The following is an 18,226-nucleotide window of genomic DNA, read 5'->3' as shown; positions in this document are numbered from 1 at the left end:
TTTTTCTTTTTTTTATTAATATATTGTGATTAAAGGGTGGAGATATGAGGAGCCTGTAATTGGAACGATATGATATAATGGTGGGAAATTCTTTGGGTTGGAGTGACATCATGGACAATAAGACTGAACTTAAAGCAAGTGACCTACGTCAGTTAGCGATAGAAAAAATCATAGCTACATCATTTTTGAATGATTTTAAATATCTGAAAAGCAGAAAAGTTTTGAAAAAAGAAACCAAGGAATTTATATTTGAAATTTGTTTTGGTGCGACGAAATATGGTGCATTAAAAGTTTATATTATCGTAGAATCCAAAAGAATAAAAAAGAAGTATAGTACAGGGGCTTGTTTTCACAGTGAGCTGATTGCTCTCACCAAGAAATATACGGGAAACAGGGATTACCTCGTGTCCACAGAAGCAGAAAGAGAACGGGTGATCCAAGAGATTATTGAAGATATCTACACTTTCGCATTGCCCTTTTTCAAGCGATTTGAACATGTAGAAACACTAGCAGAACAAGTACATAAGTCAGGCTTTTTACCGCATCGCAAACGCTTTGATAAGTTTAATCCGTTGACGAAAAGATTCATTGATTTTTATTATCAAGGGGAGTAATGGAGCCATCTGGGGAATTTTTGTTCTCACCATTGGGCAGTAGATAAGCATTATGATAAGGAGAACGAATTCCATAGAGGGGATATTATCGTTTTTCAAAAGGATGATGTACAATTTGTAAAACGGGTGAATGTACCCCTCAGGAAAAGATGATTTACCTAACATGCTCAATTTCTTGCTTAGAGGCGAGTCGGATGTTGCAATGGAGGGTACGATTTTTATATGGGTAGACAATTGGATGAACAGCACAGAGGCTGTATAACGGGTATATTTCAATGAATAAAGCTATAGGCTAAGTCATCGCATTGGAACGGGCTAGTGGTATTAACCCAATTAATTCTAAAGCAAAGGCGGGGGATGAGAGCATGTGGAATAGTCTGACTTGGGTGTTCTTCGGCGTGTTGTTGGTGGCGTTGGTTTGGATTGTTAAAGCAAGGCGTAGTCGCAGCAGCAACAAACAAGTGAATGAACAGCGGGGCAGTAATGTCGTTGAATTTCGTCCTCGTAAGTCCGCTCGACAATCCCGCATCGGAAATGAATCTAAGTCTAAAGTGTCTTCCGGTTCACGCGCGAATGCAAAAGCAGCAGGTATTCAGGCCCCAACTGGATTTGGACTGTCTGACTCTATCCAGGGCACAGGCAAGCAAAAATGCTCATTTTGTAAAAAAGAAGACAAATTAACCTTCTATGCGGATGACAATGGATCGCTGTATGGGGTATGCAAAGAGTGTAAGCATAAGGCGGAAAGACAGGATATGTTGCCACTTTAGTTTATACAGACGATTGAGGACCATCATAAAAGAATTCTTATAATTAACAAAAACTCCCAACCGTATGTAAGTAAATTGGTTAGGAGTTTTTTGTTTGTGTTTTACAGTGTTATCTAATTTGCCTGTCAATCAATTCCTCTAACGCATCTGCTATGTGATCTGGTCCATAGGATAGCTCTTCCCGGCTTAAGCTCAACCAGGCATGACGCTCATCCATATCAAATGCAGTCTCAAGCCAACCAGATAACCCTCTGCCTCTGCGGTCTACTTCTACAAGCACATGCACACCCTCGGGTTCCAACTGCATAATCAGCTCCAGCTCCTCGATATCACGTGCATATTCTGATCCGGGCGTAAATTCAAATTCCTGTACGTACGGAACACCACGTCCCAGCTTAGGGTGACGTTCGCAGGTGGAGGAGCGGAATCGGAAGCCCAACAGGTGAACCGCCTCAAACACTGTATTCATATAGGGATGTGGCTCGATTTTTAGTGAATCACGATCGGTTGGGTCCAAAGCCATGCCAATATCTAATGCTGTTTCCAGCCAGACGGGCTGTTTGGCGTGAGTAACAGGAGTTTCCAACGGCAATCTGAAGGAAAAAGGAATTTCAAGCTCCTGTCCTTGCTCTAGATGAAAGCCGTCAGATACCTTGATCCGTGCAATGCAGCAGGTGGTGATAGTTTTTTTATCATCGTGCTCCACGATATATTCAGTCTTGAGCTCAATGTCAATTTTGCCGATTTCCTGATCAATTTTGCCGCCTTTGATGCGCATGATGCCACTAAGTTCTTCCCCAGGCACATATACGGCTTGATCTACCAGCGTATCGACTTTAGCTGAACCGATTCCTGCGCTTGCTAAGATTTTGTTAAAAAAACTCATTATTCCGTCCCCCCAGATAACCTCATGGTCATGATATACAAACGAAAACTAAAAACTTGTACAGCTTAACCGGATATACGGGGCAATGGTTCAAATCGTTCCAAAAAAATGCAAGAAAAAAGTCACTGGTACTCACGTAGGCATATTGCAGCTTGTCGATCTATCTGTCTACTAATCGCAGTTCACTTTATGAGGAGGTATAAAGCAATTTCGACAGCGAGGCTCATAAGCCTCAGAGTCACCGATCATCACAATAGGTCCTACAGTGGAAGGTTTACCATTCACCATACGTTGCGTAAATACTGCTTCCGAGCTACCGCATACAGCGCAAAAGGAAGTCAGCTTCTCGATGTCATCCGCCATGGCGAGCAGACCACCGACATAGCCGAACTCTTTGCCTCGATAATCCAGATTCAGCCCATCGGCAATTACATGCTTGCCGCAATAAGCTAACTCTTGTACGAGCGACATAATATGACGACTGAAAAACTGGACTTCGTCAAAGGCAACCACGTCGGCATCTTTTGTTTCTTGCAAAATACGCTGAACGAGCTCATCTGTGAGTTTTCTTGGGATAGAGATAGCGGGCAGCCGATATCCGATCCGGCTTACTATTTCGTCCTCGGCATAGCGGTTATCTTCAGCGGGTTTGTAAGCGACCACTTTACGATGCCCGTATTGGATTAGTTTTTGACAGCGGCGAATCAATTCACCGGATTTTTCACTGAACATGGGGCCTGTAATAATCGTAATTCGTCCTGTAGGCAAAGCGAATTCCCCTCTCTGTAACATGTACATAACACTGTAAATCTTCTTCTCCGAAAGAAAACGCCATTATAGATTACCATAACCAGCCGCATACAGACTAGAGAAAATATATTGTTTTTTCGACATGTTGTTGTATGTCTATTCCTAAAACGTAAATGTGGTCGTCATTGCTCTGCCGCCTCTGGCATGATATGGTGAAGCGTAGTGGAATGAAGGGAAGAGTGAAAGGCATGGACGAAAAAATTACGGATTATAGTGCCAAAAAAGGAGCATTGCTGGAGCAAGGGCTGATCAGCCCGCAAGCTCTAGAACTCATCACTGAGCTGGAGACAGAGCTGAACTTTCTGCGCAAGCAAAATGAATCATTTCGCAAGGCGCTGCGAGCCAAATCAGCACAAAGTTCAAGGATGTCTACCAAATTACGAGATGCGCTATATGAATGATATGGAAAGATAATTGGATTAAAGGATTAGCTTTTTTGTAGCCTATGCCTAAATGCTATATTTTGTACAGTGAAATAAAGAGAGTACAATAAGCTATATATAATCAATTGTTAATGGAGGAGAAACATGACTATACATTGTGATGTCGCTATTTTGGGTGGAGGAACCGGGGGGTATGTAGCAGCCATTCGTGCCGCCCAGCTAGGCAAGGAAGTGGTTATCATCGAAAAGGACAAGCTTGGTGGAACCTGTCTGCACCGCGGTTGCATTCCGAGTAAAGCCTTGCTGCGCAGTGCGGAAGTATATGCGACGATTAAGGAAAGTGCACAATACGGTATTGAGACATCGGGAGCACAACTTGTATTTCCTAAGGTTCAGGAGCGTAAGGAAGCCGTTGTGGAGCAGCTGCATCAGGGCGTTCAATTTTTGATGCGTAAAAATAAAATTACGGTGCTGAGTGGTAAGGGGCGCGTGATTGGGCCGTCTATATTTTCTCCAAAAAGCGGGGCAGTTGCTGTGGAACTAGAAGATGGTGAGATGGAAACGATTGTTCCTGCACAACTCATTATTGCAACGGGATCACGCCCGCGTGTGCTGTCCGGACTGGAGCCAGATGGCGAATTTATTCTGAGCAGTGACGAAGCGTTAACTATGGAGGAGCTTCCAGCATCCCTGATTATCGTGGGCGGTGGTGTTATTGGCGTGGAATGGGCTTCCATGCTAAATGATTTTGGCGTGGAGGTTACAGTGGTTGAAGCCGCGAATCGACTTATTCCCACGGAAGACGAAGACGTTTCGCGTGAAATGCAGCGTTTATTAACCAAGCGTGGTGTCAAGGTGCTGACGGGTTCACAAGTGCTGGCTAAAACATACGGCAAAGATGAGGAAGGCGTACAGATTGACGTGCAAAAAGGGGAAGAAACCGAAACCCTCAGCGCTTCCAAACTGCTCATTTCTGTAGGGCGTCAGGCAAATGTGGAAAATATCGGGCTGGAAAATACGGATATCCGCGTAGAGCGTGGCTTTATCTCGGTTAATGAGCATTTGCAGACGAATGAACCACATATTTACGCCATTGGAGATTGCATCGGCGGCTTACAACTGGCGCATGCGGCAAGCCATGAAGGTTTGCAGGCGGTTCATCATCTGGCGGGCGAAGAGTTTCACAGTGTACCTAACCATCTGATTCCGCGGTGCATTTATACACGTCCTGAAGCCGCGAGCGTCGGCTTAACGGAGCAAGAAGCCCGTGAGCGTGGACATCAGGTGAAGACAGGGAAGTTCCCTTTTCAAGCTATCGGAAAATCGCTAGTATACGGCAGTCGGGACGGCTTCGTCAAAGTAGTGGCCGACGAGAAGACCAATGATATTCTCGGTGTACATATGATCGGTACGCATGTGACGGATCTAATCAGCGAGGCCGCTCTTGCGCAACTGCTGGATGCTACGCCGTGGGAAGTCGGACAGCTTATTCATCCGCATCCGACGTTGTCGGAGATTTTGGGAGAAGCGATGCTGGCCGTTGATGGACAGGCGATTGGCATATAAACGTTTCAAATAAATCGGTGCTTTTCTTTTTGGGGAGAAAAGGATTATAATGGGGTTAGCCAGAGTTTAGTACCAGGTTTTAAGACAAGATGGTACTAGGTACTGGAAGTAGGATGTTTGACACTTAAGGAGGTGCCTCAATGAGTTCTAAAGGCGCTGTAGACGCTGGCTTCAGACATGAACAGCTGGGACTTACTCACGGACAAGTTATTGATATGTACAGATATATGTTGCTCGCAAGAAGATTTGACGAGCGCAACATGCTCCTGCAACGGGCAGGGAAAATTAATTTCCACGTTTCTGGCATTGGACAGGAGGCGGCACAAGTAGGTGCAGCTTTCGGCCTTGACCGGGAAAAGGACTATTTTCTTCCCTATTATCGGGATTATGGATTCGTGCTTGCGGTAGGAATGACGCCGCGCGAACTAATGCTATCGGCATTTGCCAAGGCAGATGATCCCAATAGCGGTGGCCGCCAGATGCCAGGTCATTTTGGTAGTAAACGGCTGCGTATTGTGACAGGCTCCAGCCCAGTGACGACACAGGTTCCGCATGCAGTGGGTGTAGCTTTGGCTGCCAAAATGCAGAAAAAGGATTTTGTTTCGTTTGTTACGTTTGGGGAAGGCTCCAGCAATCAGGGAGATTTTCACGAAGGCTGTAACTTTGCTGGTGTACAAAAGCTGCCAGTCATCATTATGTGCGAGAACAATCAATATGCGATATCGGTTCCGATTCATAAACAGTTGGCAGGCAAGGTAAGCGACCGTGCTTTGGGATATGGTTTTCCAGGGATTCGAGTCGATGGTAATGATGCGTTGGCCGTATATGCGGCGGTGAAGGAAGCACGGGAACGTGCTGTCCGCGGTGAAGGTCCTACGCTGATCGAAGCCATGATGTACCGTCTGTCTCCTCACTCCACCTCGGATAATGATCTGGCTTACCGGACCAAGGAAGAAGTGGATGAGAACTGGGCCAAGGATGGCGTAGCCCGTATGAAAAGCTACTTGATTGAATGCGGCATTTGGGATGAGGCCAAGGATGCGGATCTGTCGGCTGAGCTGTTGCTCGAAGTCAAGGAAGCGATTGAATATGCAGATAATGCGCCTTTTCCAAAGCCCGAAGATACGCTGCTGCATGTGTATGCAGATAGCGATGGGGAGGGCCGGTAACGATGGCGATTATGGAATATATTGATGCGATTCGTCTTGCCATGAAAGAAGAGATGGAGCAGGATGAAACGGTTTTTGTATTAGGTGAGGATGTCGGGGTGAAGGGTGGCGTCTTTACAACGACAAAGGGGCTTATGGACCAATTCGGTGAGCAACGTGTCATGGATACGCCATTAGCTGAGTCGGCTATTGCCGGGGTTGCGATTGGTGCAGCCATGTACGGAATGAAGCCGATTGCCGAAATGCAATATTCGGACTTCATGCTTCCGGCGACGAATCAGATTATAAGTGAAGCAGCTAAAATCCGTTACCGCTCTAACAACGATTGGAACTGTCCTGTGGTAATCCGCGCGCCAATCGGTGGTGGTATCTTTGGTGGTTTGTATCACTCTCAGTGTCCAGAATCTATCTTTTTTGGTACGCCGGGTTTGAAAATTGTTGCTCCATTTACACCTTATGACGCAAAAGGATTGCTGAAAGCAGCCATTCGTGACCCTGATCCAGTGCTGTTTTTTGAAAATAAAAAATCCTACAAGCTGATCAAGGGTGAAGTGCCTGAGGATGATTATATCGTTCCGATTGGCAAGGCTAATCTATTACGTGAGGGTGACGATATTACGGTCATCGGATATAGCCAGCCTTTGCATTTTGTCATGCAGGCTGCTGAGGAATTGGAGAAGGAAGAGGGCATTACCGCACATGTTGTGGATTTGCGCACACTCCAACCGCTGGACCGCAAAGCCATTATTGAGGCTGCACGACATACAGGTAAGGTATTAATCGTGCATGAGGACAACAAAACGGGCGGCATCGGTGCCGAGGTATCGGCAATTATTAATGAGGAGTGTCTGTTCGAGCTGGATGCGCCGATTGAGCGTCTATGTGCTCCTGATGTACCAGCCATGCCGATCAGTCCACCGATGGAGAAGTTTTATATGTTAAACAAGGATAAAGTTAAGGAAGCCATGCGCCGTCTTGCAATGTATTAATAAAAGCTAGATTGGACGAAAGCATTCCAAAATATAGCGGGGGCAGCGGTAAAACGCGCCCTCCTATGATGTTAAGGAGTTGAAAAAATGTCAGACCAAACACAATGGAACGACGTGACCATGCCACAATTGGCAGAATCGCTCGTATCGGCGACAATTGCCAAATGGCTCAAACAACCTGGTGAAACGGTAGAGCAATTCGAGCCGATTTGCGAGGTTATTACAGATAAAGTGAATGCAGAAATCCCATCCACATTGGACGGCATTATGGGTGATCTGTTGGCAGAGGAAGGTCAGACAGTAGCGGTAGGCGAGTTAATTTGCCGTATCCAGACGAAGTCGGCTGCACCTGCGGCGGCATCAGGAGCGACACCTGTTGCACCAGCATCTCAAAGTACCGTACAAACACAATCTCAGCAGAGTGCTGGATCGGATCAGTCCATGAGAGGACGTTTTTCCCCAGCGGTGCAAACCCTGGCTGCTGAGCATAATGTGGACTTAAGCCAAGTACCAGGCACGGGCATGGGGGGGAGAATTACCCGCAAAGACGTGCTGAATTATGTGCAGCAGGGCGGTTCTGCTCCCACTGGAGTATCTGGACAGCCGACTACGACAACATCAGGACAAGGCTCTCCTTTTGCAGGAAGACAGCAGTCTGCCACTCAGCACAGTACACCGATTCAAAATATGGACCCTGCTATTCCGGTTCGTAACAGTGGGATTCATTTGACGGAGGCTCCAAAAGCTCCTGTGATCGAAGTTGAGGGTGGCAACAATAACAGATCCGAGTATTTTATTGATGTTACACCCATTCGCAGTGCAATTGCTCGCAATATGCGACAAAGCGTTTCCGAAATTCCACATGCATGGACGACGATTGAGGTGGATGTGACCAACCTGGTAATGCTCCGCAACAAGATCAAAAACGAGTTCAAGCAAAAAGAAGGCATCAATATTACGTATCTGGCTTTCCTCATGAAAGCAGTCGTGAATGCAATCAAGGAATATCCGATCATGAATTCGGTGTGGGCTGTGGACAAAATTATCGTCAAAAGAGATATCAATATTTCGCTAGCCGTGGGTACAGAGGACTCCGTTCTTACTCCTGTTATTAAAAAAGCGGACCAGAAAAATATTGCTGGATTAGCTCGTGAAATTGACGATTTGGCACGTAAAACCCGGGAAGGCACGCTCAAACTGGACGACATGCAAGGCGGAACGTTCACTGTAAACAACACAGGCTCCTTTGGTTCGATTTTATCTTATCCGGTAATTAACTATCCGCAGGCTGCAATTCTTACCTTTGAATCCATTGTCAAAAGACCAGTGGTTATTGATGATATGATTGCGGTTCGCTCGATGGCTAATCTGTGCTTGTCGCTGGATCATCGCATTTTGGATGGAGTGATTTGCGGACGATTCTTACAACGGGTTAAAGAAAATCTAGAAGGCTACACTTTGGATACGAAGCTGTACTAATCATCCGAACAGTGGGGGAAATGTACGGAGAGGAAGTGACAGGCCGTGAACAGACGACCGCTTGATGTAACCTATACGAATAGGATGGAATATGCCCATGCATGGGATGTCCAGAAGGAGATTGTGGGAAAGCTGGATGCGGGAGAGGCAAGAGAAACGCTTATGCTTCTCCAGCATCCGCCGACCTATACGATTGGTTCTCAGCGGCATCCTGAACATTTACTCCTTACACCAGAGCAACTGAAGGAGCAGGGAATCAGCGTCTTTCAGATTGACCGTGGGGGAGACATTACATATCATGGGCCGGGGCAGCTTGTCGGATATCCTCTACTTATGCTCGGCAACCGGGAGGCGCTGAATCTGCACGGATACCTTCGAAGTCTGGAAGAAGTGATCATCCGGTTGTTGGCATCTTATGGGGTTGAGGGAAGCCGTAAGCCTGAATATACGGGGGTATGGATCGGGAATCTTAAAATTGCGGCCATTGGCGTCAAATTCAACAAGTGTAAGCACCGTCGGGGCTTCGTAACCAGCCATGGCTTTGCCTTTAACATCAAATCAGGGATACAGCATGAGGGCTTTGAGGGCATTGTCCCGTGCGGAATTCAGGAATACGGTGTGACATCATTGGAGGACTGCATACAGAAGCCTATGTCGGTGGAGCAGATTGCGAAGGAAATTGTACCGTTCTTTGAACAGCAATTTTCATTTGCTGCGCAATGGCAAACGCATTCTTTCCAATAAAGGTAAGGCGGGCTATTGTGTATGTACACGAAAGCCCGCCTGTTTGCTTTACGTAACAGCTCGTCCACTCAAGGCTTCAATAGTGCCTTAGAGCAGCCGGATACCTTGAGCGGTATAGTTATTATAGTGGCATAATAAACGGCTCAATTACCATGAACAGCGTAGAACCAATCATAGCTGCGAGCATAATGTAGACGAAAAAACGAACCCATTTTTTGTTCGACATGTGTAACTCCTTTAGGATAGGTTTAAGTCATAGATAAGAACATCTATCCGTATTGTAGCGTAATCGGGAAAGAGAGGAAAGTTTAATGACAGTAAAAGTAGTAAAAGACCGAATCGTACAGGAATTTATGGAACTCGTACAGGTGGATAGTGAAACGAAAAATGAGCAGGAAATATCACGTGTTCTAAAAGAAAAGTTTAATGCACTCGGGCTGGAAGTAATGGAAGACGATTCTCGTGAAAGAACCGGACATGGTTCAGGAAATCTGATCGTCACCTGGAAAGCGGAAGGTGTAGAGCAAGCACCCAAATTATTTTTTACCTGCCATATGGATACCGTTACTCCGGGGAAAGGCATTAAGCCACAGTTGGGTGAGGATGGCTGGATTCGTAGTGACGGTTCAACGATTCTGGGTTCTGACGACAAGGCGGGAATTGCTGCTTTGTTCGAGGCGATTCGTGTCGTGCGCGAGCAGAATATTCCCCATGGTCAAATCCAGTTCGTGATTACGGCTGGCGAGGAATCTGGTTTGATGGGTGCACGGGCGATGAAGCCAGAAGTGCTAGATTCTGATTTCGGATATGCTTTGGATTCGAATGGTGAAGTTGGCTCTATTTGTATAGCTGCCCCAACGCAGGCACGTATTGAAATGAAGATAACTGGGAAGTCCGCTCATGCGGGGGTAAATCCCGAAGATGGCATTAGTGCCATTCAGGTCGCTTCTAAAGCCATTTCTAAAATGAAACTAGGACGGATTGATAAGGAAACGACCGCTAACATCGGCAGTTTCGAGGGCGGCGGCGCGACGAATGTGGTATGCGATTTTGTATTGATCAGTGCAGAGGCACGTAGTATTGTGCAGGAAAAGGTTAATCATCAAATCCAGCATATGCGTGAAGCGCTGGAAACCACCACACGCGAATTTGGTGCACAGGGAGAGTTCCGCAGTGAAGTCATCTATCCGGCATTCAGCTTTACGGAGCATGACGAAGTTGTACAGGTTGCACAGCGTGCAATTCAAGGACTGGGACTGGCAACGCCGACCTTCCATTCCGGTGGTGGCTCAGATGCTAATGTATTCAACGGGCTTGGAATTCCAACGGTGAATTTGGCTGTGGGCTACCAGAACATCCATACAACAGAGGAAAAAATCAAGGCCGATGACCTGGTGAAGGTTGCTGAAGTTGTCATAGCTCTGATTCAAGAAACCACAAAATAAACTTGTATCATACACTTGCAACATACTGAAAAAAGGTTCAGGTTAAAGACAGGAACAGCGTTCCTTCGTCTTTAGACCTGAACCTTTTTTGGAACAGCTAGCGAAGCGATGGTGGCGGTAGGTCCGTGTTCCTTTTGCCACTGACGCAAGAGTGCTTGAATCTGCCAGGCTTTACCAACGATATGGAGGGTGCTTTCAGTACGGTAGCTTTTCATTTCTGCATCTCCTCATGACAGGAAGTTTGTTATTCTACCACCAGCATATGTACAAAGTGGACAAGTTAGACTAACTTTGGTGATAATTAATAAAGACAGATATGAAGGAGGAAACTTACCGATGAACGAGCAAACGAACGGACAATTGAACAATCCAACAAACGATGCACATCGCAAGCCTTATTCCAATCCTGCGCTGGAGGAAAAGACCATGTCTACACAGCCTATCTTTGAGGGAAAGGTCATTACATTACAGGTAGACACGGTAGAGCTTCCCGACGGCTCCACTGGAAAGCGTGAGATCGTAAAGCATCCAGGTGCGGTGGCTGTTTTGGCTCTACATGAAGGGAAAATGCTGGTCGTGGACCAGTACAGACAGGCGATGGGGCGCTGTGAGGTAGAAATTCCTGCAGGTAAGCTAGAGCGGGGTGAAGACCCGATGGAAGCAGCGGGGCGTGAGCTGAGAGAAGAGACAGGTTATACTGCCAAGTCGTTGAAGCTGCTGCACTCCTTTTATACCTCTCCTGGCTTTGCGGATGAAATCATTCATCTGTATGTGGCCGAAGAACTGGAGTTAGGTGAGATGGAACTGGATGAGGATGAATTCCTGGAGTTGTTTGAGGTGACGCTGGAAGAAGCACAGACGCTCATTCGTGAAGGACGGATTAGTGATGCTAAAACGATTCTGGCCGTCTATGCATGGCAACTCCGCCAACATACAGGGAGCTTCTAAGCGGATGGATGAAAATATAGTAGAACTTAACGACTACTTTGCAGACTTGCATATTCATATTGGCAGAACAGAGAAGGGAAATCCGGTCAAAATTAGTGGCAGCCGCGATCTCACCTTTGCCAACATAGCTAAGGAAGCCTCCGGTCGCAAAGGAATTGGGCTGATCGGTATCATTGACTGCCATGCACCTAATGTACAGGAGGATATTCGTACCTATTTACATACGGGTGAAATGAAGGAAATCAGCGGCGGCGGTATCGCTTACCGGGATACGGTTATTCTCCTTGGCACGGAGCTGGAAATACGTGCTGAAGGTCGTCCTGAGGCGCACGTACTGGCCTATTTTCCAGATCTGGCGGCGATGGAGGATTTTACCCAATGGCTGGCCCGGCATATGAAAAATGTTAATCTTAGCTCACAACGAATCTATGCACCGCCACGCGAGTTGCAGCAGCAAATTTACGGACGTGGAGGCATTATGGTGCCTGCACACGTGTTTACTCCTCATAAGGGCATATACGGCAGCTCAGCGGCCCGTATGGAGGAACTACTGGATATGGAGCTCGTTAGCGGGGTAGAGCTGGGGCTGAGCGCAGATTCATCTATGGCCGGTTTGATTTCGGAACTGGATCGCTTCAGCTTTCTCACGAATTCAGATGCCCATTCACTTGGGAAAATCGGACGAGAATACAACAAATTATCACTGGCAAAGCCGTGTTTTGATGAATTCAGAATGGCTTTGGAGCGGCGGGAAGGACGACGGGTGCGTGCCAACTACGGATTAAATCCGAAACTGGGCAAATACCATCGTTCTTACTGTCAAAGCTGCGGTACGATTATTGATGAGCAACAGATGGCGGATGAACGTTGTCCTGACTGTGGTCATACCAAGCTGGTGCGAGGTGTGCTGGATCGAATATGGAGCATTGCCGACCGTGAACAGCCCATGATTCCTTCCCATCGTCCGCCGTACATTTACCAGATTCCCCTGGAGTTTATTCCAGGTCTGGGCAAAGCCAAGCTGAACCAGCTATTGGCTGCATTTGGAACAGAAATGAATATTTTACATGAGGTTACACAGGAGGAGTTAGCAGCAGTCGTCGGAAAAGTGCTGGCAGAGCAAATTGTGCTTTCACGCGAGGGGCGACTGTCGCTTGTATCCGGTGGTGGTGGAACATACGGCAAAATAGCTAAGTCCTAGTAAAGTCTTGTCCCTCTAAAGGCATATCAGCGTCTGCTTGTTCATAACCATAAATTATCTATGCCGCTGGCTTGGCACATCATTCGTGATGCTTGATCTGCAGTGAAAGCTGCCCCATTTCTAGCCATCAGCCGTCGGATTACGGTTGTTTTTTGGACAAACAAGCAGATGAAAGGGGCAGGACGCCGATGCAATGGTTTCGTCATACGTTAAAAGATCAGACGCCGTATTATGTTTTCTTGGCTGTGCTGTTTCTGGTGGGAGTCGTCTTTGGCGCACTTATGGTAAACGCACTCTCGCTGGAGCAGTTACAGGATTTGTCCCGTTACCTGAAGGATTTTTTTGTAACAGTCAATCAAAACGAACAGGGCTTCGCTGATTCGCAGGCGGCTTCGACCTTTTGGGATAGCGTATCTTTACATCTAAAATGGGTCGGCCTAATTTGGGTGTGTGGCCTTTCGGTTATTGGTCTACCGGGCATTCTTGTATTGAATTTCCTCAAGGGTGTGCTAATCGGATTTTCAGTAGGTTATTTGGTGGGGCAATATTCGTGGAAAGGACTGCTATTTTCTTTGGTTTCAGTTGCTCCCCATAACCTGCTCGTCATTCCGGTACTGCTCGTCTGCAGCGTGGCTGCGATGACTTTTTCCATCCATATGATCAAAACCAAAATACTCGCTACCCGGCCGTCAGACGGGATGCTGCGTCCGTTGCTGTCTTATGCAGGATTGACTGCTGTGATGATGGTGCTTCTTATCGGTAGCGCGTCCTTTGAAACTTGGATCACCCCGGTTATGATGCAATGGGTCACTCCTATGCTGACAGCTTCCGTATCATCTTGATCCGTTTCAAAATGTTTGACTTTATTTGTATAGACCCCCTATAATAATAGGAGTGAAAAAAGTGCAGTAGGCAGTAGCTTTGCAGGGGGAGGGAGACACATGGAAGCACGGATCGAAAAAATTAAGCAGCAGCTGCAATCCCAGGGCTACAAACTAACGCCTCAGCGGGAAGCCACCGTCAGAGTTTTACTTGAGAACGAAGATGATCATCTGAGTGCGGAAGATGTATTTATGCTCGTCAAAGAGAAAGCTCCCGAAATCGGTCTGGCAACCGTATACCGTACCCTAGAACTGCTAAGTGAACTGCATGTCGTGGAGAAAATTAATTTTGGTGATGGCGTTGCGCGTTATGATTTGCGCGGCGATACAACCAAACATCACCATCACCATTTGATATGTGTGCAGTGTGGCAGTGTAGATGAAATACTGGAAGATTGGCTTGGACCATTGGAGGAGCGTCTGGAACGGGAATATAATTTTACCGTAGTGGATCATCGTTTGGACTTCCACGGTATCTGTTATCGTTGTAAGGCGAAGAACGATACGACGGCTCAGAAATCTTTGGGCAAATCCAGAAAACACAAATCTCAGGACTAAAAGCTGACTACCCAAGCTCTCACCGACGAAGATGCGTTCGGGAGAGCTTTTTTGGTTAGGAATCTGTTGTTCGAGATTAAGTGGTATAAAAAGGAATAGCTTGTCATACCCTTCCATAGAGAGTCCTAATAGGGACTATATTCTGAGGAAAAGGCGGCTGATCCACATGGTACTATCGTTGCGGAGAGGACTAAAATGGCTGCGTTTGGTAATATTGTTCGGAGTGCTGGCATGTATGTTCTTTTATAGCCTCAGGCTGTTTACAGATTGGATAACACCTGTAGATCATTACCGAATACCGGAAGGACATGCAGTTAAGGTATTTGGCGGGCAAAAAGTAAATGAAGGGTCCGAGCATCGAATAGCAGTGTTGGAACGTTTACGTTTCTTTTACTGGTATGGTGAATAGTCTAATTAATCGGTCTTGATGAGCTTATGATATGAACGCAGCACACGAAGAAGCAGACGCTGAGACTGAACCGCTGTATGCAGAACAAGGAGACTTTTGGAACTCATGAAAATGTACATTCAACCTTTCGTTCAATATATGGAAGAGGAAAAGGGCTTGTCGCGCAGCACATTGGAAGCGTATCAACGGGACGTACAGCAGTTTGCCGAGTTCGCAGAAAGCTGTGGTATTGAGCAGCCGGATAACGTCCAACGGTCACATCTGGTACTGTATTTGGGCCGTTTGAAGGAACAGGGAAAAGCTGCGGCGACGATATCACGTAGCGTCGCCTCCATTCGCTCCTTTTTTCATTTTCTTATTCGGGAGGGAATTACGATCCATGATCCGTCCGTTCTGCTGGAGCTGCCCAAAGCGACTAAAAAGAAGCCCTCGGTGCTAACGCAGGATGAGATAGAGCGTTTGCTGGACGCGCCGGATGTGACTGCCCCGCAAGGGGTGCGAGACAAGGCGATGCTGGAGTTGCTATATGCGACGGGCATTCGCGTATCGGAGCTGATTGCCCTAAACGTGCGTGATGTCCGCACCGATCTGCGCTTTGTGCACTGTGGCGGCGAGGCAGGCAAGGAGCGTGTTGTACCGATCAGCCGTGAGGCATCACAGTGGGCACAAGCCTACATGGACGAGCAGCGTCTATTATTGCTGAGATCCGGGCAGGGTGAAGAAGCTCAGGTAGAGCAGGAAGCCATGTTCCTGAACGTATCTGGTCAGCGTCTCAGTAGACAGGGTTTCTGGAAAATGATTAAGAAGTACGGCCAGGAAGCAGGCATAAGCGAGGATATCACACCCCACACGTTGCGGCATTCCTTTGCGGTACATATGCTGGAGGGCGGAGCGGACTTACGCTCTGTACAGGAAATGCTGGGTCATGCTGATCTGTCAACGACGCAGGTATATGCGCAGACGGCCAGACGGAATATGAAGGAAGTATATGAAAAGCATCACCCGCACGGCGGCAACCGCACTTCTCATGAAAGCAAAGATCGAACGTAACGATACTTTGCTTTCATAGAAAATGTGATAATGACTATAACTTTACGATTGTACAAGTCAGGAGAGATATTAATGTCAACAGCCAACCAAGCTACAATTCAGGAAGCAGCAGATTATATCCGTGCCAAGAGCGGAATACGTCCAGAGATTGGTCTTATTCTGGGATCAGGTCTCGGTATTCTAGCCGATTTAATTCAGGATGGAATTAGTATTCCTTATCAGGATATTCCCCATTTTCCTGTATCGACGGTAGAAGGTCACGAGGGAGAATTACTGTTAGGCACGATTGAAGGTCGCGCTGTCGTCATGATGAAAGGGCGCTTTCATATGTATGAGGGCTATGGCCCGCAACTGACGGCTTTCCCAGTTCGGGTGATGAAGCAATTGGGGATTCAAAGTCTGCTGGTGACGAATGCAGCAGGTGGTGTAAACACTTCCTACGAAGCAGGCGATCTGATGGTCATCTCGGATCATCTTAATCTGACAGGACAAAATCCATTAATCGGACCGAACGATGCTGGTATGGGCGTTCGTTTTCCAGACATGTCGGAGGCGTACAGCCGCCGCTTGCGTGAAATTGCCAAGCAAACAGCTAACCAACAGGGCTTCAGTCTGCAAGAAGGTGTATATGCTGGATTGCTGGGGCCTAACTATGAAACGCCTGCTGAAATCGTTATGCTGCGTACACTGGGTGCAGATGCGGTGGGTATGTCGACTGTATCTGAGGTTATTGTAGCCCGTCATGCAGGTATTGAGGTACTGGGCTTCTCCTGTATCACGAATATGGCCGCAGGCATTCTGGATCAGCCTTTGTCCCATGGTGAAGTGATGGAGACGGCAGAGAAAGTACGTGAGCAATTTTTAAAACTTGTGCTAGCGATTATTCCACAAATGTAGATTGGGGATCATGTTCAACCGAAGCGGTGGACATATATCCCAAGAACCCCATATCCGATCGCCTTTTGATGGCGTGGGTATGGGGTTCTTTTTTACATCAGCGGTTGAGCTGAGTATGATCTCCTAATGAAGAGGGGGTGTGCTCAATGCAGTTGAATTCGCTTTTTCTGCTACAGCCAGTTTATGTCGTTCTTGCACCTTGATCACAATAACCATAAAAATGATCCAGTAAATGGCTAGCGAGTTCAGGAAACGGCTGTCCGTTATATTGTTCAATACAATAAATAGAAAAAAAACTGCTGCCGTCAGCCATGTATACATATCTGCTTTGCCAATTCTGAATTTAAATAAAGTTGTTATGGCGAGTGTAATTGTTGCCAGTAGTCCTATAAGACCCACATCGATCCACAGATCACGGAAACCGCTATGGCTGCTTGTCAGATCAAATCGAATTCCGTTCGCATAGATACTGGGTCGGGCTGCCCAGTAGGAGCCGTAACCATGTCCGAACCAGTAATGGCTCTGAATAGCACCACCAATCCCCTGCCAGATTTCCGTTCTTCCAGTTAAGGTCGTTGTTTTTCCGAATTCCGACGCAATTGCATCTCCATAAGTAAAGGTGAATACCAAACCCAAAAGAACGAGCAAGCAGGAACAGCTAATGAAGAGACCACGCAACGCAATGCTTCGGATTCTCTTGAATAGCAGTATAAACAATATAAATACGAAGAGCGAAGATGACAGTACCAAAGAGGTGGTAGATTGGCACTCGATGAGCAATAGGGCATTGAGTAAGATAAAGCCAATATGCAAAACTTTACGTTTACCCCTGAAAAAATAAATGACATGTGAAACAAAACTTAACAGAGAGAGAGTTCCAAGTGTATTTTTATGACCAGAGATGCCCTTCCATAGCCCAGTATGTTCTACTCCACCATGAATGGCAAAGGAGGGAACGAGCAAAACGGCGAGTAGATTGAGTATGCTCAAAATACTTAACGTAACGACTAAGAGGCGAATGCAGCCCTGTGTTGTATAATGGGTGACCAAATAGAGCCCAAAGGTAGAGAAGGCAAGGAATTTGAGGACCATCAGTAAGGAAGAGGTCTGTTCTTGTTCAGCCCATAAACAGGAGGCAGCGATGTACAGCGTGAGTAGAGTCAGTAACGGATTGTCGGCTAAGGTTGCGATCAATGACTTGAGTGAAGGTAGTAGCATGGTATAGCTGAACAACAGGATAAGCACGGAAATCGTGATCACTCTGGGGGACAAACCCTGACAAGCATAAGGAATCGAAAAAGCCAGCAAACCAGCTACTGTAAGTACATGTTTCACGATTTCACCACCTAGATACATTATGTATCTATAATATACAAAACGTATCTTCTTGTACAATAATAATAAAATATTTATTTTCATTTTTCTCA

Annotated in this window: 21 protein-coding genes; 16 read left to right on the top strand and 5 right to left on the bottom strand. The window is 46.6% G+C overall.

Going from position 1 to position 18,226, the window contains the following annotated elements:
* The first annotated feature begins 59 nt into the window (after positions 1-59).
* Together KAI36_RS15815 and KAI36_RS15810 are read left to right on the top strand one after the other, a co-directional pair.
* Positions 60-614: a hypothetical protein gene (locus KAI36_RS15815; protein WP_258382179.1), complete on the top strand. Its 555-nt coding sequence runs from the start codon at positions 60-62 to the stop codon at positions 612-614.
* A gap of 365 nt (positions 615-979) precedes the next feature.
* Positions 980-1,384, top strand: coding sequence for a hypothetical protein (locus KAI36_RS15810; RefSeq protein ID WP_220025379.1), 405 nt, complete (start codon positions 980-982; stop codon positions 1,382-1,384).
* 109 nt (positions 1,385-1,493) lie between these two features.
* Here the strand turns inward: KAI36_RS15810 and KAI36_RS15805 are convergent, their stop codons facing one another.
* Together KAI36_RS15805 and KAI36_RS15800 are read right to left on the bottom strand one after the other, a co-directional pair.
* Positions 1,494-2,270: a sporulation protein gene (locus KAI36_RS15805; RefSeq protein ID WP_220025378.1), complete on the bottom strand. Its 777-nt coding sequence runs from the start codon at positions 2,268-2,270 to the stop codon at positions 1,494-1,496.
* Positions 2,271-2,441: 171 nt separating this feature from the next.
* Complete coding sequence (locus KAI36_RS15800; protein WP_023989232.1) at positions 2,442-3,038, bottom strand: thymidine kinase; 597 nt, start codon at positions 3,036-3,038, stop codon at positions 2,442-2,444.
* 209 nt (positions 3,039-3,247) lie between these two features.
* Between KAI36_RS15800 and KAI36_RS15795 the strand changes: the two genes are divergently transcribed.
* The 6 genes from KAI36_RS15795 to lipB all read left to right on the top strand — a co-directional run bounded on the left by KAI36_RS15795 (position 3,248) and on the right by lipB (position 9,410).
* Positions 3,248-3,481: a hypothetical protein gene (locus KAI36_RS15795; RefSeq protein WP_220028142.1), complete on the top strand. Its 234-nt coding sequence runs from the start codon at positions 3,248-3,250 to the stop codon at positions 3,479-3,481.
* Between the two features lie 126 nt (positions 3,482-3,607).
* Positions 3,608-5,029 (top strand): dihydrolipoyl dehydrogenase, encoded by a 1,422-nt coding sequence (gene lpdA, locus KAI36_RS15790; RefSeq protein ID WP_025723033.1) that lies wholly within the window; start codon positions 3,608-3,610, stop codon positions 5,027-5,029.
* A gap of 140 nt (positions 5,030-5,169) precedes the next feature.
* Positions 5,170-6,198 carry a thiamine pyrophosphate-dependent dehydrogenase E1 component subunit alpha gene (locus KAI36_RS15785; RefSeq protein WP_220025377.1) on the top strand — a complete coding sequence of 343 codons (1,029 nt, stop codon included), beginning with the start codon at positions 5,170-5,172 and terminating at the stop codon, positions 6,196-6,198.
* A 2-nt stretch (positions 6,199-6,200) separates the two neighbouring features.
* On the top strand, positions 6,201-7,187 hold the full coding sequence (locus KAI36_RS15780; protein ID WP_220025376.1) for an alpha-ketoacid dehydrogenase subunit beta: 987 nt from the start codon (positions 6,201-6,203) through the stop codon (positions 7,185-7,187).
* 87 nt (positions 7,188-7,274) lie between these two features.
* Complete coding sequence (locus tag KAI36_RS15775; RefSeq protein WP_220025375.1) at positions 7,275-8,666, top strand: dihydrolipoamide acetyltransferase family protein; 1,392 nt, start codon at positions 7,275-7,277, stop codon at positions 8,664-8,666.
* Positions 8,667-8,711: 45 nt separating this feature from the next.
* A complete protein-coding gene (gene lipB / locus KAI36_RS15770; protein WP_025723036.1) occupies positions 8,712-9,410 on the top strand; it encodes a lipoyl(octanoyl) transferase LipB in 699 nt (232 codons plus the stop codon).
* Positions 9,411-9,531: 121 nt separating this feature from the next.
* Here lipB and prli42 read toward each other — a convergent pair whose 3' ends face one another.
* Complete coding sequence (gene prli42, locus KAI36_RS15765) at positions 9,532-9,636, bottom strand: stressosome-associated protein Prli42 (protein ID WP_023989226.1); 105 nt, start codon at positions 9,634-9,636, stop codon at positions 9,532-9,534.
* A gap of 85 nt (positions 9,637-9,721) precedes the next feature.
* On the opposite strand from prli42, the gene KAI36_RS15760 reads away from it, so the two are divergent.
* On the top strand, positions 9,722-10,855 hold the full coding sequence (locus KAI36_RS15760) for a tripeptidase T (protein WP_220025374.1): 1,134 nt from the start codon (positions 9,722-9,724) through the stop codon (positions 10,853-10,855).
* 71 nt (positions 10,856-10,926) lie between these two features.
* On the opposite strand, the gene mciZ is transcribed toward KAI36_RS15760, so the two are convergent.
* A complete protein-coding gene (gene mciZ, locus KAI36_RS15755; protein ID WP_076159536.1) occupies positions 10,927-11,070 on the bottom strand; it encodes a Z-ring formation inhibitor MciZ in 144 nt (47 codons plus the stop codon).
* Between the two features lie 121 nt (positions 11,071-11,191).
* On the opposite strand from mciZ, the gene KAI36_RS15750 reads away from it, so the two are divergent.
* The 7 genes from KAI36_RS15750 (at position 11,192) to KAI36_RS15720 (ending at position 16,799) form a co-directional block, all read left to right on the top strand.
* A complete protein-coding gene (locus KAI36_RS15750; RefSeq protein ID WP_276572446.1) occupies positions 11,192-11,803 on the top strand; it encodes an NUDIX hydrolase in 612 nt (203 codons plus the stop codon).
* Between the two features lie 4 nt (positions 11,804-11,807).
* Positions 11,808-13,004, top strand: a complete 1,197-nt coding sequence (locus KAI36_RS15745; RefSeq protein ID WP_075154400.1) for an endonuclease Q family protein — start codon at positions 11,808-11,810, stop codon at positions 13,002-13,004.
* A 188-nt stretch (positions 13,005-13,192) separates the two neighbouring features.
* Positions 13,193-13,846: a stage II sporulation protein M gene (spoIIM, locus tag KAI36_RS15740; protein ID WP_220025373.1), complete on the top strand. Its 654-nt coding sequence runs from the start codon at positions 13,193-13,195 to the stop codon at positions 13,844-13,846.
* Between the two features lie 99 nt (positions 13,847-13,945).
* Positions 13,946-14,443 carry a ferric iron uptake transcriptional regulator gene (gene fur, locus KAI36_RS15735; RefSeq protein ID WP_023989221.1) on the top strand — a complete coding sequence of 166 codons (498 nt, stop codon included), beginning with the start codon at positions 13,946-13,948 and terminating at the stop codon, positions 14,441-14,443.
* A gap of 166 nt (positions 14,444-14,609) precedes the next feature.
* A complete protein-coding gene (locus KAI36_RS15730; protein ID WP_023989220.1) occupies positions 14,610-14,852 on the top strand; it encodes a YqzK family protein in 243 nt (80 codons plus the stop codon).
* 105 nt (positions 14,853-14,957) lie between these two features.
* Entirely contained in the window at positions 14,958-15,902 is a 945-nt protein-coding gene (gene xerD / locus KAI36_RS15725) for a site-specific tyrosine recombinase XerD (protein WP_025723042.1), read from the top strand.
* A gap of 72 nt (positions 15,903-15,974) precedes the next feature.
* The gene (locus KAI36_RS15720) at positions 15,975-16,799 is read left to right on the top strand and encodes a purine-nucleoside phosphorylase (protein ID WP_220025372.1); all 825 of its coding nucleotides are present in this window, start codon (positions 15,975-15,977) and stop codon (positions 16,797-16,799) included.
* Between the two features lie 123 nt (positions 16,800-16,922).
* On the opposite strand, the gene KAI36_RS15715 is transcribed toward KAI36_RS15720, so the two are convergent.
* A complete protein-coding gene (locus KAI36_RS15715; RefSeq protein WP_220025371.1) occupies positions 16,923-18,134 on the bottom strand; it encodes an O-antigen ligase family protein in 1,212 nt (403 codons plus the stop codon).
* Between the last annotated feature and the right edge of the window lie 92 nt (positions 18,135-18,226).

The sequence above is a fragment of the Paenibacillus sp. S02 genome (assembly GCF_019454065.1).
Classification (GTDB): Bacteria; Bacillota; Bacilli; order Paenibacillales; family Paenibacillaceae; genus Paenibacillus; species Paenibacillus polymyxa_B.
This window is presented reverse-complemented; position numbering and strand designations above follow the sequence as displayed.

Excerpts from the sequence above, each read along its gene's own strand:
- KAI36_RS15810 (WP_220025379.1), top strand. The coding sequence starts at position 980 with ATGTGGAATAGTCTGACTTGGGTGTTCTTCGGCGTGTTGTTGGTGGCG.
- KAI36_RS15805 (WP_220025378.1), bottom strand. The coding sequence starts at position 2,270 with ATGAGTTTTTTTAACAAAATCTTAGCAAGCGCAGGAATCGGTTCAGCT.
- KAI36_RS15795 (WP_220028142.1), top strand. The coding sequence starts at position 3,248 with ATGAAGGGAAGAGTGAAAGGCATGGACGAAAAAATTACGGATTATAGT.
- lpdA (WP_025723033.1), top strand. The coding sequence starts at position 3,608 with ATGACTATACATTGTGATGTCGCTATTTTGGGTGGAGGAACCGGGGGG.
- KAI36_RS15785 (WP_220025377.1), top strand. The coding sequence starts at position 5,170 with ATGAGTTCTAAAGGCGCTGTAGACGCTGGCTTCAGACATGAACAGCTG.
- KAI36_RS15780 (WP_220025376.1), top strand. The coding sequence starts at position 6,201 with ATGGCGATTATGGAATATATTGATGCGATTCGTCTTGCCATGAAAGAA.
- KAI36_RS15775 (WP_220025375.1), top strand. The coding sequence starts at position 7,275 with ATGTCAGACCAAACACAATGGAACGACGTGACCATGCCACAATTGGCA.
- prli42 (WP_023989226.1), bottom strand. The coding sequence starts at position 9,636 with ATGTCGAACAAAAAATGGGTTCGTTTTTTCGTCTACATTATGCTCGCA.
- KAI36_RS15760 (WP_220025374.1), top strand. The coding sequence starts at position 9,722 with ATGACAGTAAAAGTAGTAAAAGACCGAATCGTACAGGAATTTATGGAA.
- mciZ (WP_076159536.1), bottom strand. The coding sequence starts at position 11,070 with ATGAAAAGCTACCGTACTGAAAGCACCCTCCATATCGTTGGTAAAGCC.
- KAI36_RS15750 (WP_276572446.1), top strand. The coding sequence starts at position 11,192 with ATGAACGAGCAAACGAACGGACAATTGAACAATCCAACAAACGATGCA.
- KAI36_RS15745 (WP_075154400.1), top strand. The coding sequence starts at position 11,808 with ATGGATGAAAATATAGTAGAACTTAACGACTACTTTGCAGACTTGCAT.
- spoIIM (WP_220025373.1), top strand. The coding sequence starts at position 13,193 with ATGCAATGGTTTCGTCATACGTTAAAAGATCAGACGCCGTATTATGTT.
- fur (WP_023989221.1), top strand. The coding sequence starts at position 13,946 with ATGGAAGCACGGATCGAAAAAATTAAGCAGCAGCTGCAATCCCAGGGC.
- KAI36_RS15730 (WP_023989220.1), top strand. The coding sequence starts at position 14,610 with ATGGTACTATCGTTGCGGAGAGGACTAAAATGGCTGCGTTTGGTAATA.
- xerD (WP_025723042.1), top strand. The coding sequence starts at position 14,958 with ATGAAAATGTACATTCAACCTTTCGTTCAATATATGGAAGAGGAAAAG.
- KAI36_RS15720 (WP_220025372.1), top strand. The coding sequence starts at position 15,975 with ATGTCAACAGCCAACCAAGCTACAATTCAGGAAGCAGCAGATTATATC.